The sequence below is a fragment of the Nocardioides sp. zg-1228 genome, assembly GCF_017086465.1.
Lineage (GTDB): Bacteria > Actinomycetota > Actinomycetes > Propionibacteriales > Nocardioidaceae > Nocardioides.
The window spans coordinates 1,047,111-1,063,818 of sequence record NZ_CP070961.1; the positions used below are offsets into that span (position 1 = coordinate 1,047,111).

Here is a 16,708-nt window from a genome sequence, read left to right on the forward strand (position 1 = left end):
CCCGACCTCAGATCCTGGTGACGACCTGGCTGAGCAGGCCGCCCATCCGGCTGGCCGCGGACCGTCCGGCCTCGAGGACCTCCTCGTGGTTGAGCGGCTCGCCGCTCAGGCCCGCGGCGAGGTTGGTGACCAGGCTGATGCCCAGCACCTCCATGCCCGCCTCGCGGGCCGCGATCGCCTCGAGCGTGGTGCTCATGCCGACGAGGTGCCCGCCCATGATGCCGGCCATGCGCACCTCGGCGGGGGTCTCGTAGTGGGGGCCGGGGAACTGCACGTAGACGCCCTCGTCGAGCGTGGGGTCGACCTCACGGCACATCGCGCGCAGGCGGGGGCTGTAGAGGTCGGTGAGGTCGATGAAGTTGGCGCCCACGACGGGGCTGGTGCCCGTCAGGTTGATGTGGTCGGAGATCAGCACCGGCTGGCCGGGCTGCCACCCCTCCTTGAGGCCGCCGCACCCGTTGGTGAGGACGATGGCCGAGCAGCCGGCCGCGGCCGCCGTACGCACCGGGTGGACGACCGCTGCGACGCCCTTGCCCTCGTAGAAGTGGGTGCGGGAGAGGAAGACGAGCAGGTTCTTCTCGCCGCTGCGGATGGAGCGGATCTTGCCGCTGTGCCCGGCGACCGCGGCGGCGCTGAAGCCGGGTAGGTCGGTGGTGTCGATCTCGGCGGTGGCGTCGCCGAGGGCGTCGACGGCCGGGAGCCAGCCGGAGCCCAGGACCAGGGCGATGTCGTGGCGCTCGACGCCGGTCAGCTCGGCGAGCCTGGCGGCGGCCTCGGCGGCGGTCTGGTAGGGCGTGGGGGCGACGTCTGCATGGCTCACGTCGCGAACTCTAGACGGACCGGTGCCCGAGCCCGGCCCCGGCGTTCAGAGGCCGGTGGAGCGGCAGGCGCGCCGGCGCAGCGCGGCGACGTAGTCCTCGGGAGCACCCGCGGCCTCGGCCGCGTCGGCGAGGACGCCGAGGTAGGACGCCGACGGCAGGCCGCCCTCGTAGGCGTCGAGGACGTAGGCCCACACCACCAGCTCGCCGGTGAGGGTCTGCACCCGCACCTTGGTCTTGCGGTAGAGGCCGGTGTCGGCGGACTCCCAGCCGTCGAGCGCGCGCTCGTCCTCCGGCGTGACGTCGTAGACCGCCACGAACACCTGCTCGAAGGGGTCCTGCACGATCGTCGACAGGGCGCCGTCCCAGCCGTGCTCCTCGCCGCCGAACGTCAGCCGCCAGCCCGTGAGCCAGCCCGTGGAGTGCAGGATCGAGTGGGGGCAGCGCTCCCCCATGCGGGCGGGATCGAGGTTGGTCCCGTAGGCGGCGTACAGGGTCACGGGCCACACGATAACCAGCCACCACCTCGGGTGTTCCCTCTGCGCGGAGGACAACTAGGCTGGTCGGGTGACCGACACCCACTTCGACACCCTCGTCCTCGGCGCCGGCCCCGGTGGCTACGTCGCCGCGATCCGCGCAGCCCAGCTCGGCCAGAAGGTGGCCGTGGTGGAGGAGAAGTACTGGGGAGGTGTCTGCCTCAACGTCGGGTGCATCCCGTCCAAGGCCCTGCTGAAGAACGCCGAGCTGGCGCACACGCTCCAGCACGAGAAGGCCAAGTACGGCATCGAGGGCGACGCCACCATGGCGTTCGGCCCCACCCACAAGCGCAGCCGCGACGTGAGCGCCGGCATCGTCAAGGGCGTCCACTTCCTGATGAAGAAGAACAAGATCACCGAGATCGACGGCTGGGGCACCCTGACCAGCGCGACCGGCATCGACGTCAAGGACAAGGACGGCCAGACCACCGGCTACACCTTCGACAACCTGATCCTCGCCACCGGCGCCACGGTGCGCCTCGTGCCCGGCGTCGAGCTCAGCGACAACGTCGTGACCTACGAGGAGCAGATCCTCACCGACCAGCTGCCGGGCTCGATCGTCATCGGCGGCTCCGGCGCGATCGGCGTGGAGTTCGCCTACGTGATGGCCAACTTCGGTGTCGACGTGACGATCGTGGAGTTCCTCGACCGGATGGTCCCCACCGAGGACGCCGACGTGTCCAAGGAGCTGCTCAAGCACTACAAGAAGCTCGGCGTGAAGGTGCTGACCTCCACCGCGGTGAAGAAGGTCGAGGACACCGGCTCGGGCGTCAAGGTCACCATCGCGCCCGCGGCGGGCGGTGACGAGCAGGTGCTCGAGGCCGACAAGTTCCTCGCGGCCTTCGGCTTCGCCCCGCGCGTGAAGGGCTTCGGCCTCGAGAACGTCGGCGTCGCCGTCTCCGAGCGCGGGGCCATCGAGATCGACGACTACTGCCGCACCAACGTCGACAACGTCTACGCCATCGGCGACTGCACCGGCAAGCTGATGCTCGCCCACGTCGCCGAGGCGATGGGCATCGTGGCCGCCGAGACGATCAACGGCGCCGAGACGATGCCGGTCGAGTACGACTTCGTGCCCCGCGCGACCTACTGCATGCCGCAGATCGCGTCGTTCGGCTACACCGAGGCCCAGGCCACGGAGAAGGGCTACGACGTCAAGACCGCGACGTTCCCCTTCACCGCCAACGGCAAGGCGATGGGCCTCGGCGAGGCGTTCGGCTTCGTGAAGGTCGTCGCCGACGCCGAGCACAACGAGATCATCGGCACCCACATGATCGGCCCCGACGTCACCGAGCTGCTGCCCGTGATGACCCTGGCCCAGAAGTGGGACCTGACCGCCGACGAGGTGGCCCGCAACGTCTTCGCTCACCCGACCCTGGGCGAGGCCGTCAAGGAGGCCGTCCACGGCATCGCCGGTCACATGATCAACCTCTGAGGCCTGCTGCATGAGTGATCACATCGTCATCATCGGCGGCGGCCCCGGCGGCTACGAGGCCGCCCACGTCGCCGCCCAGCTCGGGGCCGAGGTCACCGTCGTCGACACCGACGGCGTCGGCGGCTCCGCGGTCCTCACCGACTGCGTGCCGAGCAAGACGCTCATCGCCACCGCCGAGCTGATGACCGAGATGTCGACGGCGCAGGAGCTCGGGGTCAACTTCCACGACCTCCAGGGCGACGCGGCCACGACGATCAACGTCGACCTGGCCCGGGTCAACGCCCGCGTCAAGCAGCTCGCGGCCGACCAGTCGAGCGACATCGCGGCCCGGCTCGACCGCGACGGCGTACGCGTGCTGACCGGCCGCGGCCGCCTGGGCCCCGACCTGACGGTGGTCGCCACGACCGCCGACGGCGAGGAGACGCTGCAGGCCGACGCCGTCATCGTCGCGACGGGCGCGGCGCCGCGCACGCTGCCCAGCGCGCAGCCCGACGGCGAGCGGATCCTCACCTGGGAGCAGGTCTACGACCTCACCGAGGTGCCCGAGAAGCTCATCGTGGTCGGCTCGGGCGTCACCGGCGCGGAGTTCGCCAGCGCCTACCTCTCGCTCGGCATCGACGTGACGCTGGTCAGCAGCCGCGACCGGGTGCTGCCCGGTGAGGACGCCGACGCCTCGGCCGTGCTGGAGGACGTGCTCACCCGTCGCGGGATGAACGTGCTCGGCCGCTCGCGCATGCAGTCGGTCACCCGCGACGGCGACGAGGTCACCGTGACGCTCACCGACGGTCGCACGGTCTCCGGCAGCCACTGCATCCTCGCCCTCGGCTCGGTGCCCAACACCGCCGACCTCGGGCTCGAGGAGGCCGGAGTGGCCGTCGACGAGGGCGGCTTCATCACCGTCGACCGGGTCTCGCGCACCTCGGCGCGCGGCATCTACGCCGCGGGCGACTGCACGGGCGTGCTGATGCTCGCGTCGGTGGCGGCGATGCAGGGCCGCATCGCGATGTGGCACTTCCTCGGCGACGCCGTCGCGCCCCTCGACCTCAAGAAGGTCTCCTCCAACGTGTTCACCTCCCCGGAGATCGCCACCGTCGGCTGGTCGCAGCACGCCGTCGACGCCGGCGAGATCGCCGCCGAGGTCGTCACCCTGCCGCTGGCCGGCAACGCCCGCGCCAAGATGCAGGGTGTGCGCGACGGCTTCGTCAAGCTCTTCTGCCGGCCCGGCACCGGCATCGTCGTCGGGGGAGTCGTGGTCGGTCCCCGCGCGTCCGAGCTCATCCACCCCGTGTCGGTCGCGGTCGCGGAGTCGCTCACGGCCGACCAGCTCGCCCACGCGTTCACGGTCTACCCGTCGATGAGCGGCTCGATCGCCGAGGCCGCCCGCCGGCTGCACCACGTCTGAGTCCCCGCGCCCCCTGTAACCTCGGGGGTTCGACGTTCGTCCTTGGGGGAGAAGAGACATGAAGACCCGTTCCCGCCTGCTGCCGCTCGCGCTCGCCGTGAGCGCGCTGCTGCTGCCCGCGGCCGTCTCCGCGCCCGCGTCGGCAGAGCCGCGGCAACGTGTCGAGGCGTGGTCCACGCCCGGCAGCACGGCGATCACCATCACCGGGCACGGCTACGGCCACGGGCGCGGCATGTCGCAGTACGGCGCCCTCGGCGCGGCCCAGCAGGGCCTCACCTGGCAGCAGATCAACGAGTTCTACTACCCCGGCACCACCTGGGGGCAGGTGCGCGGCAAGCTGCGCGTGCTGATCACCGCCGACACCGGCCGCGACGTCCAGGTCGTGGCCGAGCGCGGGCTCAAGGTCACCAGCCTCGGCCGCGGCCGCACCTGGCGGATCCCGCAGCTGCCGGCGAAGAAGTGGCGGCTCATCGCGCAGGGCGACCGCACCGCCGTCCAGCGCACCAAGGGCGGTGGGTGGCGCACGTGGAAGACGTTCCGCGGCGAGGGCGAGTTCCGCGCCGCCGACGGCCGGCTCACCCTGGTGCTGCCCGGCGGCCGGCGCGACTACCGCGGCACCCTGCAGTCGGTCGCGGCCCGCCAGGGCGGCAAGCGCCAGACCGTCAACCGCATCGGCATGGAGGCCTACCTGCGCGGCGTCGTGCCCGAGGAGGTGCCGGCGCTCTGGGAGCCCGCGGCGGTCAGCGCCCAGTCCGTGGCGGCGCGCACCTATGCGGCGTTCGAGCGCTCGCACCCCGCAGCGCCCCACTACGACCTCTGCGACACCGCGCTCTGCCAGGTCTACGGCGGCGCCGACGTCGAGCACCCGTCCGCCACCGCCGCGATCCGCGCCACCGCCCGTCAGGGCCTCTTCCACGGCGGCCGCCCGGCGTTCACCCAGTTCTCCGCCAGCAACGGCGGCTTCTCCTCGGCCGGGTCGATGCCCTACCTCGTGGCGCAGGCCGACCCCTATGACGGCCTGGCCAACCCGACGTACGCCACGTGGTCGACGACCGTCGACGACACGCAGGTCGAGAAGCACTGGCCCGACCTGGGCGACCTCACCGGCATCGAGGTCGTCTCCCGCGACGGCAACGGCGACTGGGGCGGTCGCGTCACCGAGATGGCGTTCGTCTTCACCGGCGGCCGGGCCACCGTCAGCGGCGACACCGTCCGCTCCTACCTCGGCCTCTACTCCGACTGGTTCACCTTCGCCGTGACCCCGCGCCAGAACGGCCCCGCCCGCCCGTGACCCGACGCCTCCGGCTCGCGGCGGCGCTCGTCGCCCTCGCGCTCGCCGCCTCCGCGTGCGACTCCGGCCAGGCGGCCGGCGACGGCGAGACCGACCTGCCGGACCTCGGCCTCGGCACCGAGCCGACCAGCGACATCGACTACGTCGCGCTGGGCGACTCGTTCTCGGCCGGACCGTTCATCGGCACGATGCGCACCGACCCCCAGGGCTGCGCCCGCTCCAAGGACAACTACCCCGCCTTCCTGGCCGACTGGCTCGAGGTCGCGAGCTACACCGATGTGACCTGCTCCGCGGCCACGACGGCCGACCTCTACGAGCCGATGCTGACGTTCGACGGCCAGACGACCCCTCCGCAGCTCGACGCGGTCTCGGCCGACACCGACCTGGTCACCCTCGGGATGGGGGGCAACGACTTCGGGATCTACGAGGCGCTGATCCAGTGCCAGGCCGGCACGGGGGCCGCCTGTCCGGTCGAGCGGCTGCGCGCCGACGCGGCCAGGGTCGCCGGACGGATCCAGCAGGCGGTGCGACGCATCACGCGTGCCGCGCCGGACGCCGAGGTGCTGGTCGTCGGCTATCCGGACATCCTGCCGAGCGACGGCTCCTGCCCCGCCGTCGGTGTGCCCGCCGACGTCCTGCGGCCGGTGGCGGAGGTCGCCGGCGTCCTCAACGACTCGCTGCGCAGGGGTGCACTGGCCGCGGGCGCGTCCTACGTCGACATGGCGGCGGTCTCCGACGGGCACGACGTGTGCGCGAAGGGCCGCGCCTGGGTCAACGGACCGCAGTTCCGCGCAGGCATCGCCGCGCCGTTCCATCCCAAGGTCAACGGCATGCGTGCCGTGGCGACCGAGGTGTTCCGCGAGGTGACGGGGGAGGACCCCGAGGTCACCGAGCACGCCGAGCCCGACCCCGACGTGGTCGTCGTCAACGAGGGCTGATCACCAGCACCAGGTCGCCGCCCTCGACGGCCTGCGTGGAGCGGACCGCCAGTCGCTGCACCGTGCCGGCCACGGCGGCGGTGATCGCGGCCTCCATCTTCATCGCCTCGATCGTCGCGACCGTCTGACCGGCCTCGACGTCGTCGCCCTCGGCCACGGCGACCGTCACGGCGCCGTCGTAGGGGGCCGCGACGTGGCCGCCGTCGGTCGGGTCGGCCTTCTCGGCGGACGCGACGTCGGCGGAGATGCTGCGGTCGCGCACCTGCACCGGGCGCATCTGGCCGTCGACGGTGGCCATCACGTTGCGGAAGCCGCGGTCGTCCGGCTCGCTGATGGCCTCGAGGGCGAACAGCATCTCGCGTCCCTCGCGCACCTGCACGCGGTGCTCCTCGCCGCGGCGCAGGCCGTAGAGGTAGTCGAGCGTGGAGACCGCCGACAGGTCGCCGTAGGCCGCGCGCGACTCCTCGAACGCCGCGGTCGGGCCGGGGAAGAGCAGCTCGTTGAGGGCCGCCCGCCGGTCGTCGGCGAGGCGGGCCCGCTGGTCGTCGGTGAGGCTCTCGACCGGCTGCTTCCAGGTGCGGCCGGCGAGGGCCTTGGTGCGGAACGGCTCGGGCCAGCCGCCCGGCGGGTCGCCGAGCTCGCCGTTGAGGAAGCCGATCACCGAGTCCGGGACGTCGTAGGAGGCGGGGTCGGCCTCGAAGTCGGCCGGGTCGGCGCCTGCGGCGACGAGCGCGAGGGCCAGGTCGCCGACCACCTTGGAGGAGGGCGTCACCTTCACGACGTTGCCGAGGATGTCGTTGGCGGCCGCGTACATGTCCTCGATCTGCTCGAACTTCTCGCCCAGGCCCAGCGCGATGGCCTGCTGGCGCAGGTTGGACAGCTGGCCGCCGGGGATCTCGTGGCGGTAGACCCGCCCGGTCGGGGACGGCAGGCCCGACTCGAAGGGCGCGTAGACCCGGCGTACGGCCTCCCAGTAGGGCTCCATCGCGTTGACCGCGGCCAGCGACAGCCCGGTCTCCCGCGCGGAGTGGTCGGTCGCGGAGACCAGCGCCGACAACGCGGGCTGCGAGGTGGTGCCGGCCATCGCCGCGCATGCGGCGTCGACGGCGTCGACCCCCGCCTCGATGGCCGCGACCAGCGTGGCCAGCTGGCCGCCGGGGGTGTCGTGGGTGTGGAGGTGCACCGGCAGGTCGAAGCGCTCGCGCAGCGCCGCGACCAGGGTGCGGGCGGCGGGCGCGCGCAGCAGGCCGGCCATGTCCTTGATCGCGAGCACGTGGGCGCCGGCGTCGACGATCTGCTCGGCCAGGCGCAGGTAGTAGTCGAGGGTGTAGAGGCGCTCGTCGGGCGAGGACAGGTCGCCGGTGTAGCAGAGCGCGACCTCCGCCACCGAGGTGCCGGTGGCCCGCACCGCGTCGATGGCCGGGCGCATCTGCGAGACGTCGTTGAGGGCGTCGAAGATGCGGAACACGTCGATGCCGGTCTCGGCGGCCTCCTGCACGAACGCCTCGGTGACCTGGGTGGGGTAGGGCGTGTAGCCGACCGTGTTGCGCCCGCGCAGCAGCATCTGCAGGCCGACGTTGGGGATGGCCTCGCGCAGTGCGGCGAGCCGCTCCCACGGGTCCTCGGACAGGAAGCGGAGCGCGACGTCGTACGTCGCCCCGCCCCAGCACTCCACCGACCACAGCTGCGGCGTCGTGCGCGCCACGTGGTCGGCGACCGCGAGGAGGTCGCGGGTGCGGACGCGGGTGGCGAGCAGCGACTGGTGGGCGTCGCGGAACGTCGTGTCGGTGACCGCGACCCGGTCCTGGGCGCGCAGCCGACGGGCGAACTCCTCGGGCCCGACCTCGCGGAGCAGCTGGCGGGTGCCGTCGGGCACGGGCCCGGAGCGGTCGAGCTGCGGCAGCTTGCTCACCGGGGTGACGCTCACCGGTGCGGCGCCGTGCGGCTGGTTGACCGTGACGTCGGCGAGGTAGGCCAGCAGCTTGGTCGCGCGGTCGCCGCCGAGGCTGGCGCTCTGCAGCTGGGGGTGGTCCTCGATGAACGAGGTCGTGACGCCCCCGGCCGCGAAGTCGGGGTCGGCCAGCACGGCCTGGAGGAACCCGACGTTGGTGGCGACGCCGCGGATGCGGAACTCGAGCAGCGCCCGCCGGGCCTTCTGCACGGCCGCCTCGAACGTACGCCCGCGGCAGGTGAGCTTGGCGAGCATCGAGTCGAAGTGGGGGCTGATCTCGGCGCCCGAGTACGTGGTGCCGCCGTCGAGCCGCACGCCCGGACCGCCGGGGGAGCGGTAGGTGGTGATCCGGCCGGTGTCCGGGCGGAAGCCGTTGGCTGGGTCCTCGGTGGTGATGCGGCACTGCAGCGCGAAGCCGCGGGGGCGCACCGAGTCCTGGGTCAGGTCGAGGTCGGCGAGGGTGGCGCCGGCCGCGATCAGCATCTGCGACTGCACGAGGTCGACGGCGGTGACCTCCTCGGTCACCGTGTGCTCGACCTGGATGCGGGGGTTCATCTCGATGAAGACGTAGCGCCCGGCGGGGTCGAGGAGGAACTCGACCGTTCCGGCGTTGGTGTAGCCGATCTCGCGGGCGAAGCGGACCGCGTCGGCGCAGATGCGCTCGCGCAGCTCCGGGTCGAGGTGGGGCGCCGGGGCGATCTCGATGACCTTCTGGTGGCGGCGCTGCACCGAGCAGTCGCGCTCGTAGAGGTGGATGACGCCGCCGTCGGAGCCGGTGCCGTCCGCGAGGATCTGCACCTCGATGTGGCGCGGGTCGACGACGGCCTGCTCGATGAAGACGGTCGGGTCGCCGAACGCGCCCTCCGCCTCGCGCATGCAGGTCTCGATCGCCTCGCGCAGGTCGGCCCGGTCCTCCACGCGCCGCATGCCGCGACCGCCGCCACCGGCGACGGCCTTGACGAAGAGGGGCGCCTCGATGCGCTCGGCGGCGGTGAGGAGCTCCTCGACGTCCGTGGACGGCGGCACCGACTCGAGCACGGGCACCCCCGCGCCGCGGGCGGCCGCGATCGCGCGTGCCTTGTTGCCGGTCAGCGTGAGCACCTCGGCGCTGGGACCGATGAAGGTGATGCCGGCGGCGGCGCACGCCTCGGCGAGCGCGGGGTTCTCCGACAGGAAGCCGTAGCCGGGGTAGATCGCGTCGGCCCCGCACTGCACCGCCACGTCGACGATGGCCTGCGGGTCGAGGTAGGCGCGGACCGGGTGGCCCACCTCGCCGATCTGGTAGGCCTCCTCGGCCTTCATCCGGTGCTCGGACCCGCGGTCCTCGTAGGGGAAGACGGCCACCGTGCGCGCGCCGATCTCGCGTGCGGCACGGAACGCCCGGACTGCGATCTCGCCACGGTTGGCGACGAGCACCTTGGAGAACATGTGCCGCACGCTATCGAGCGCCGGGTGTGAGGTGGATCACCTGTCCGTACCCCGGGCGGCTCAGGCGGCAGCGTGCTGCTCCTCGCGCCACCACGCCACCGTCCGTGCCACCCCCTCCGCCAGCGGGGTCGGGGCGAGGCCGAGCCGGCGCTCGCTCGCGGTCGAGTCCATGACGAACGGGCGGGCGAACATGTAGCCGGTCTCCGCCATCTCCCGCACCCGGCGCGAGAGCAGGCCCGCGGCGCCGAGCACCGGCACCGGGACCGAGGCGACCCGCGGCGTGCGTACCCCGGCCGCCTCGGCCACCATCTCGACCAGCCGGCGCTGCGTGGGGGCGGGAGCGGTGGGGGCGTGGAGGAACGAGTCCCACAGGTCCTCGCGGGCAGCGGCCGTGATCATCGCCGCCGCCAGGTCGGGGACGTAGGTGAACGAGTGCGGCTGGTCGGGGCTGCCCAGCACGCGCATGGTCCGCCCGGCCAGGACGGTGGGCACCATCCGCTCGCCCGCGTGGGCGTTGCGGACCAGCGGACCGTAGAAGTCGGACGCGGCCACGCTGACGGTCGGGGTGGGGGAGGCGTCGCGCTGGGCCAGCAGCTCGGTGCGGACCCCGAGCTTGCCCGTCCTCGCGGTGCGCGGGGTGACCTCGGTGATCACCTCCGTCACCGGCCCGTAGGCGTAGAGGCTCTCGGGGAACACGACCACGGCCCCCACCCGTCCCGCCGCCTCCAGCACGACCCGCTCGGCCCGAAGCAGCTCGGCGCGCCAGACGCGAGCGTCGTACGCCGAGCCGTGGATGCAGTGGTGGACCGCGACCGCCCCGGCGAACGCGTCGCCCAGCTCCTCCGGGCGCGAGACGTCGACGCGGTGGCGCTCGACCAGGGGGTGGACGGGCCCGCTGCCCGAGCGGGTGAGCAGGCGGACCCGCTGGCCGGCGTCGGCCAGCTGGAGGGCGACGGTGGAGCCGACGGGGCCGGCTCCGGTGACGACGTGGACGGTGCTCATGGGATCTCCCGGGGATTGAGAGAGCGGTGCTCTCGGTTCGACCATCATGGCGACGTCCGACGACAAAAGCAAGAGCGATGCTCTCTTTCGGCACACGTGCTCACCGATGTGCGAGGATGTCGGGATGGCCGACTCCCGGACGAAGCCCTCCTCGCCCGCCTCGCCGACCCCATCTGCGCCCGCCGCCCGCGCCTCCTCGCCGCGCGCCCGGGCACGTGAGCAGACGATGCGCGACATCGTGCGGATCGGTCGGGATCACCTCGCCACCGACGGCGCGGCCGCGCTGTCCCTGCGGGCCGTCGCGCGCGACCTGGGCCTGGTGTCCTCCGCCGTCTACCGCTACGTCGCGAGCCGCGACGAGCTGCTGACGCTGCTCGTCATCGACGGCTACGACGAACTGGGCGACGCCGTGGACGCGGCGCTGGCCGAGGTGGATCCGGCCGACCACGCGGGACGCATGGTCGCCATCGCCCGCGCCGCCCGGGCGTGGGCGCTGCGCGAGCCCGCGACGTACGCCCTGCTCTTCGGCAGCCCGGTGCCCGGCTACGAGGCGCCCGCCGAGCGGACGACCGGGCCGGGCACGCGGGTGGTCGAGCGGCTCGTGGAGGTGTGGGAGGACGCGTGGCGCGCGGGGGCGATCGTGGTCGACGACGCACCGCTCGACCCGCCCCGGCTCTCGCGCGACCTGGCGCGGATCCGCGAGGAGGTGCACCTCTCCGTCCCCGACCGGCTGGTGGCCCGCGGCCTCTTCGCCTGGGCGGCGTTGTTCGGCTGCGTGTCGTTCGAGGTGTTCGGCCAGTACGGCGCGGACACGTTCACCGACCCCGAGGACGTCTTCGAGCACCACCTCGACCTGCTGGTCGGCACGGTCGGGCTGGGGTGAGCCCCGCCGGTCCCGTCATCCCCTGAGCCGGAGGGCCGCCACCGCGAGGCAGGCCAGCGCACCGGCCGAGGTGAGGCAGCGCGCGATGTTGAGCGCGACCCAGCGCGACTCGAAGTCCGCGCGGACCGCGGCGAGCTCGGCGATGGCGTCGAGGCGCCCGGCGGCCGCGAGGGCGTCGTTGAGCGGGACGTTGCCGGCGACGGTGATCGCGACGGTCCCCACCGCCAGCACCGTGGCCGCGATCGCCCAGGGCCGCGCCGGCCCGGTGCCCAGGACCGCGACGGCGCCCGCGAGGAGGGGCGGTGCGGCGAACGTGGCGAGGAAGATCGGGTTCACGATCGCGACGTTGACCTGCTGCATGGTGGCCACGAAGGTCCGGTCGTCCACCCGCGCCAGACCGGGCATCACCCCGGTGGCCCAGGTGAAGTAGGTGCCCGCCTGCAGCCCGGCGACGACGGTCGCAGCGAGGGAGAGGACGAGGGCGGGGCCGAGAGGGGTGCTGGTCATGGCACCCAGTCCACCGCAGCCGGTGGAGCCCTGCCATGGTCACGGAGCGCGCGGGCATGCGCGTGCGTCTAGTGTGGGACGGGATGGACGCACTCACCGGACTGCTCGACGGACCGCGCGCCCGGCGCGCCTTCCTGCTCCGGATCCTGCTCGACCCGCCTTGGTCGATACGGCTGGCGGACGAGGCGCCGCTGTCGCTGACCTCCGTGGTGCGCGGCCACCTCTGGGTGCGCCCCGACGGGGAGGAGCCGGTCCGCCTGGCGGCTGGCGACGTCGTGGTGTGGGTCGGCCGTGACCACTGGACGATCGCCGACGACCCCGGCGCCCCCGACCAGCTCGTCATCCACCCCGGTCAGGTCTGCACCACCGTCGACGGGCATGTCGTGGTGGAGGAGATGAGCCAGGGGGTGCGCAGCTGGGGCAACAGCACGGTGGGCGAGACGGTGCTGCTCACCGGGGTCTACCAGCTCGAGGGCGAGGTCACCCGCAGGCTGGTCCGGTCCCTGCCGCGCACGTTGGTGCTGCGGGCCGAGGAGCTCGACACGCCGCTGCTCGACCTGCTGGGGGAGGAGGTCGTCCGCGACGCTCCAGGGCAGGAGGCGGTGCTCGACCGCCTCCTCGACCTGGTGCTCATCACCCTGCTGCGCACCTGGTTCGCGCGTCCGCGATCGGGTGCCCCGGCGTGGTACGCCGCGCAGGCGGACGCCGTCGTGGGACCCGCGCTGCGCCTGATGCAGCAGCACCCCGCGCACCCGTGGTCCGTGGCTGAGCTCGCCGCGCGCGCCGGGGTGTCCCGGGCGGGCTTCGCCCGACGGTTCACCGAGCTGGTCGGCGAGCCGCCGATGGCGTTCCTCCTCGACTGGCGCATCACCCTCGCCGCCGACCTCCTCCTGGAGCCCGACGCGACGCTCGCCGCGGTCGCACGCCGGGTGGGCTATGCGAGCCCGTTCGCGCTGAGCGCGGCGTTCAAGCGGGAGCGGGGGATCAGCCCGCGCGACCACCGGCGGGCTGCTGATCGGGAGATCCCATGACGTCGCGGCGGCTCAGTCCTTGATCTCGCAGATCACGGCGCCGTTGGTGACCGTGGCGCCGACCTCGGCCTGCAGGCCGGTCACGGTGCCGGCCTTGTGGGCCTTGAGCGGCTGCTCCATCTTCATCGCCTCCATGACGACGACGGTGTCGCCCTCGGCGACCTCCTGGCCCTCGGTGACGACGACCTTGACGATGGTGCCCTGCATCGGGGAGGTGACGGCGTCGCCCGAGGCCGCGGCACCGGCCTTCTTGGCCGCGCGCCTCGGCTTCTTCGACCCGCCTGCGCCGCCGTTGCCGCCCGCGGCGAGGCCGCCGAGCCCGGCAGGCAGGACGACCTCGAGGCGGCGGCCGCCGACCTCGACGGTGACCGTCTGCCGGTCGCCGGGGGCGTCGGCCTCGGCGCTGTCGCCAGCGTAGGGCTCGATCCGGTTGTCGAACTCCGTCTCGATCCACTGGGTGTAGACGCTGAACTCGCCCTCCCCGGTGGGGGTGGACGCGCCGACGTAGGCCGGATCGCGCACCACCGCGCGGTGGAACGGGATGACGGTGGGCATGCCGTCGACGACGAACTCGTCGAGCGCTCGCCGGGACCGCTCGAGGGCCTGGGTGCGGTCCTTGCCGGTGACGATGAGCTTGGCGATCAGGGAGTCGAACGAGCCGGGGATGGTCTCGCCCTGGTCGTAGCCGCCGTCGAGGCGTACGCCGGGACCGGCCGGCGGGTGCCAGCGGGTGAGGGTGCCGGGGGCGGGCATGAAGTTGCGGCCGCCGTCCTCGGCGTTGATGCGGTACTCGATGGAGTGCCCGCGGACCTCGGGGTCGCCGTAGCCGAGCTCCTCGCCGGCGGCGATGCGGAACATCTCGCGCACGAGGTCGATGCCGGTGACCTCCTCGGAGACGCAGTGCTCGACCTGGAGGCGGGTGTTGACCTCGAGGAAGGAGATGGTGCCGTCCTGGGCGACGAGGAACTCGCACGTGCCGGCGCCGTGGTAGCCGGCCTCGGTGAGGATGCGCTTGGAGGACTCGTAGAGCTCGGCGACCTGCTCGTCGGTGAGGAACGGCGCGGGGGCCTCCTCGACGAGCTTCTGGTTGCGGCGCTGCAGCGAGCAGTCGCGGGTGGAGACGACGACCACGTTGCCGTGCTGGTCGGCCAGGCACTGGGTCTCGACGTGGCGGGGCTTGTCGAGGAACTTCTCGACCAGGCACTCGCCGCGACCGAACGCGGTGACCGCCTCGCGGACCGCGGACTCGTAGGCGTCGGGGATCTCCTCGAGCGTGCGGGCGACCTTGAGGCCGCGGCCGCCGCCGCCGAAGACGGCCTTGATCGCGACCGGGAGGCCGTTGGCCTTGGCGAACTCGACGACCTCGTCGGCGTCCTTGACCGGGTCCTTGGTGCCGGGCGCGAGCGGCGCCTTGGCCCGGTCGGCGATGTGCTTGGCCTTCGCCTTGTCGCCCAGCGCCTCGATCGCGGCCGGCGGGGGGCCGATCCAGATCAGCCCGGCGTCGATGACGGCCTGGGCGAACTCGGCGTTCTCGGCGAGGAACCCGTAGCCCGGGTGGATGCTGTCGGCGCCCGAGCGCTCCGCGATCGCGATGATCTTGGCGATGTCGAGGTAGGACTCGGCCGGGGTGGCGCCACCGAGGGAGTGGGCCTCGTCGGCGAGGCGGACGAAGAGGGCGTCGCGGTCGGGGTCGGCGTACACCGCCACCGAGCCGATGCCGGCGTCCTTGCAGGCGCGGATGACGCGGACGGCGATCTCGCCACGGTTGGCGATGAGGACCTTCTTCAAACTCACGCGAGGACTCCTGCGGTGACACTGAGGGGCGGGGACGGGCAGCCGGAGGGCGTACCGCTCGGCAGGCTACCGCGCTCCGAGTGCCGCGCGACGGGCCGCTTGCCGCGTGGGCTGTGCCATGCGCGCGTAGGCGATGCCGGCTGTGAGCGACGCCACAGGGACGAGCGCTGGTGGCCGGCGTTCTCGGGCGCCGTCGACCTCCGGGGCGTGAGGAGATGGACAGGCGCTCCGCGGCGGGGTGCCTGCGACCCGCGTGGGCAGCCGCCGCGCCCGCAGGTGGGCACCCACGGCTTTCCGGAAGCGACGGGGGCGATGGTGATGGGGGGGGGTCGGGGCTCGGCGGCCAGCGCGACGGCACGGCCGCGGAGTCGTCTGCACGAGGTGTCGTCAGCACCGCGATGACGGGTGGGCTCGGGCGCGTGCGACGCCCGACGTGTTGCGTGCGTCACTCCTGTGGTTAGCGATCGCTAACCTAGCGGCGCTAGGGTGCGAGGCATGACCTTCGAGCTGTCCCCCGAGCACGAGCAGTTCCGCCGCAGCGTCCGCGACTTCGCCGAGGCCGAGATCGCGCCGCACGCCGCCCAGTGGGACCGCGAGCACCACTTCCCCACCGACGTCGTGCAGAAGATGGGCGCCCTCGGGCTGATGGGGCTGACCGCCCCGGAGGAGTTCGGCGGGGCGGGGATGGCCGGGGAGGACGGCGGGTTCACGTCGCTGTGCCTGGCGATCGAGGAGGTCGGGCGCGTCGACCAGTCGATGGGCATCACGCTCGAGGCGGCCGTCGGGCTCGGGATCAACCCGATCCTCACCTTCGGCACCGACGAGCAGAAGAAGACCTGGCTCCCCGAGCTCGTCGCCGGCGAGAAGGTCGCCGGCTTCGGACTCACCGAGCCTGGGGCCGGCTCCGACGCGGGCGCGACCCGGACCAAGGCCGTCCTCGAGGACGGCGAGTGGGTCGTCAACGGCGCGAAGCAGTTCATCACCAACTCCGGCTCGTCCATCACCTCCCTGGTCACGGTGACCGCCCGCACCGGCGATCGCGCGGACGGTCGTCCGGAGATCTCGACCATCATGGTCCCCTCCGGCACGCCCGGCTTCACCGCCGAGAAGGCCTACGACAAGCTCGGCTGGCACGCCTCCGACACCCACCCCCTCTCCTTCACCGACGCTCGGGTGCCCGAGTCGCACCTGCTGGGGGAGCGGGGTCGTGGCTACGCGCAGTTCCTCGCCACGCTCGACGACGGGCGCGTCGCCATCGCGGCCCTGGCCGTCGGCTGCATCCAGGCGTGCCTCGACATGTCGCTGGAGTACGCCGGCGAGCGGCAGACCTTCGGCGGCCCGATCGGACGCAAGCAGGGCGTGGCCTTCCAAGTCTCCGACCTGCAGGTGATGCTCGACGCCTCGCGTCTCCTGACCTACAAGGCGGCCGCGATGAAGGACGCGATGGACGCAGGTGGGTCGGTCTCGATGGGCGCCTTCAAGCAGGCGGCCGCGGTCGCCAAGCTCTACGCCACGGAGTCGGCCGTGACCGCGACCCGCATCGCGACGCAGGTCTTCGGCGGCTACGGGTTCATGGAGGAGTACCCCGTCGCGCGCTTCTACCGCGACGCGAAGGTCCTCGAGATCGGCGAGGGGACCTCGGAGGTCCAGCGGATGCTGATCGCGCGAGGGCTCGGCCTGCCGGTCGAGTGA

At 72.9% G+C, this 16,708-nt stretch carries 13 protein-coding genes; 7 read left to right on the top strand and 6 right to left on the bottom strand.

The window, feature by feature from the left end; genetic code table 11:
* Window positions 1-7 precede the first annotated feature (7 nt).
* Both JX575_RS04995 and JX575_RS05000 read right to left on the bottom strand, forming a co-directional pair.
* Entirely contained in the window at window positions 8-820 is an 813-nt protein-coding gene (locus tag JX575_RS04995; RefSeq protein WP_186341380.1) for a purine-nucleoside phosphorylase, read from the bottom strand.
* Window positions 821-865: 45 nt separating this feature from the next.
* Window positions 866-1,318 carry a gamma-glutamylcyclotransferase gene (locus tag JX575_RS05000; protein ID WP_186341381.1) on the bottom strand — a complete coding sequence of 151 codons (453 nt, stop codon included), beginning with the start codon at window positions 1,316-1,318 and terminating at the stop codon, window positions 866-868.
* A 67-nt stretch (window positions 1,319-1,385) separates the two neighbouring features.
* On the opposite strand from JX575_RS05000, the gene lpdA reads away from it, so the two are divergent.
* From lpdA to JX575_RS05020, 4 genes are read left to right on the top strand one after another with little or no spacing between them, the layout of a single operon-like run.
* Window positions 1,386-2,789 carry a dihydrolipoyl dehydrogenase gene (gene lpdA, locus JX575_RS05005; protein ID WP_186341382.1) on the top strand — a complete coding sequence of 468 codons (1,404 nt, stop codon included), beginning with the start codon at window positions 1,386-1,388 and terminating at the stop codon, window positions 2,787-2,789.
* Between the two features lie 10 nt (window positions 2,790-2,799).
* On the top strand, window positions 2,800-4,191 hold the full coding sequence (locus JX575_RS05010; RefSeq protein WP_186341383.1) for an NAD(P)H-quinone dehydrogenase: 1,392 nt from the start codon (window positions 2,800-2,802) through the stop codon (window positions 4,189-4,191).
* 58 nt (window positions 4,192-4,249) lie between these two features.
* Window positions 4,250-5,482: a SpoIID/LytB domain-containing protein gene (locus JX575_RS05015; RefSeq protein WP_186341384.1), complete on the top strand. Its 1,233-nt coding sequence runs from the start codon at window positions 4,250-4,252 to the stop codon at window positions 5,480-5,482.
* The gene (locus JX575_RS05020) at window positions 5,479-6,420 is read left to right on the top strand and encodes an SGNH/GDSL hydrolase family protein (protein WP_186341385.1); all 942 of its coding nucleotides are present in this window, start codon (window positions 5,479-5,481) and stop codon (window positions 6,418-6,420) included. The genes JX575_RS05015 and JX575_RS05020 overlap by 4 nt, the downstream gene beginning before the upstream one ends.
* Here the strand turns inward: JX575_RS05020 and JX575_RS05025 are convergent.
* Both JX575_RS05025 and JX575_RS05030 read right to left on the bottom strand, forming a co-directional pair.
* Window positions 6,407-9,799, bottom strand: coding sequence for a pyruvate carboxylase (locus JX575_RS05025; RefSeq protein ID WP_186341386.1), 3,393 nt, complete (start codon window positions 9,797-9,799; stop codon window positions 6,407-6,409). The two genes, JX575_RS05020 and JX575_RS05025, sit on opposite strands and share 14 nt — an antisense overlap.
* Window positions 9,800-9,859: 60 nt before the next feature.
* Window positions 9,860-10,801, bottom strand: coding sequence for an NAD-dependent epimerase/dehydratase family protein (locus tag JX575_RS05030; RefSeq protein ID WP_186341387.1), 942 nt, complete (start codon window positions 10,799-10,801; stop codon window positions 9,860-9,862).
* A 124-nt stretch (window positions 10,802-10,925) separates the two neighbouring features.
* Here JX575_RS05030 and JX575_RS05035 point away from each other — a divergent pair, with 124 nt between their 5' ends.
* Window positions 10,926-11,684, top strand: a complete 759-nt coding sequence (locus tag JX575_RS05035; RefSeq protein ID WP_186341388.1) for a TetR/AcrR family transcriptional regulator — start codon at window positions 10,926-10,928, stop codon at window positions 11,682-11,684.
* 15 nt (window positions 11,685-11,699) lie between these two features.
* Here JX575_RS05035 and JX575_RS05040 read toward each other — a convergent pair whose 3' ends face one another.
* Entirely contained in the window at window positions 11,700-12,191 is a 492-nt protein-coding gene (locus JX575_RS05040) for an anthrone oxygenase family protein (protein ID WP_186341389.1), read from the bottom strand.
* Window positions 12,192-12,274: 83 nt separating this feature from the next.
* Between JX575_RS05040 and JX575_RS05045 the strand changes: the two genes are divergently transcribed.
* Window positions 12,275-13,222: an AraC family transcriptional regulator gene (locus JX575_RS05045; RefSeq protein ID WP_186341390.1), complete on the top strand. Its 948-nt coding sequence runs from the start codon at window positions 12,275-12,277 to the stop codon at window positions 13,220-13,222.
* Window positions 13,223-13,234: 12 nt separating this feature from the next.
* On the opposite strand, the gene JX575_RS05050 is transcribed toward JX575_RS05045, so the two are convergent.
* Window positions 13,235-15,016, bottom strand: coding sequence for a biotin carboxylase N-terminal domain-containing protein (locus JX575_RS05050; protein WP_241005340.1), 1,782 nt, complete (start codon window positions 15,014-15,016; stop codon window positions 13,235-13,237).
* 495 nt (window positions 15,017-15,511) lie between these two features.
* On the opposite strand from JX575_RS05050, the gene JX575_RS05055 reads away from it, so the two are divergent.
* A complete protein-coding gene (locus JX575_RS05055) occupies window positions 15,512-16,708 on the top strand; it encodes an acyl-CoA dehydrogenase family protein (protein ID WP_186341391.1) in 1,197 nt (398 codons plus the stop codon).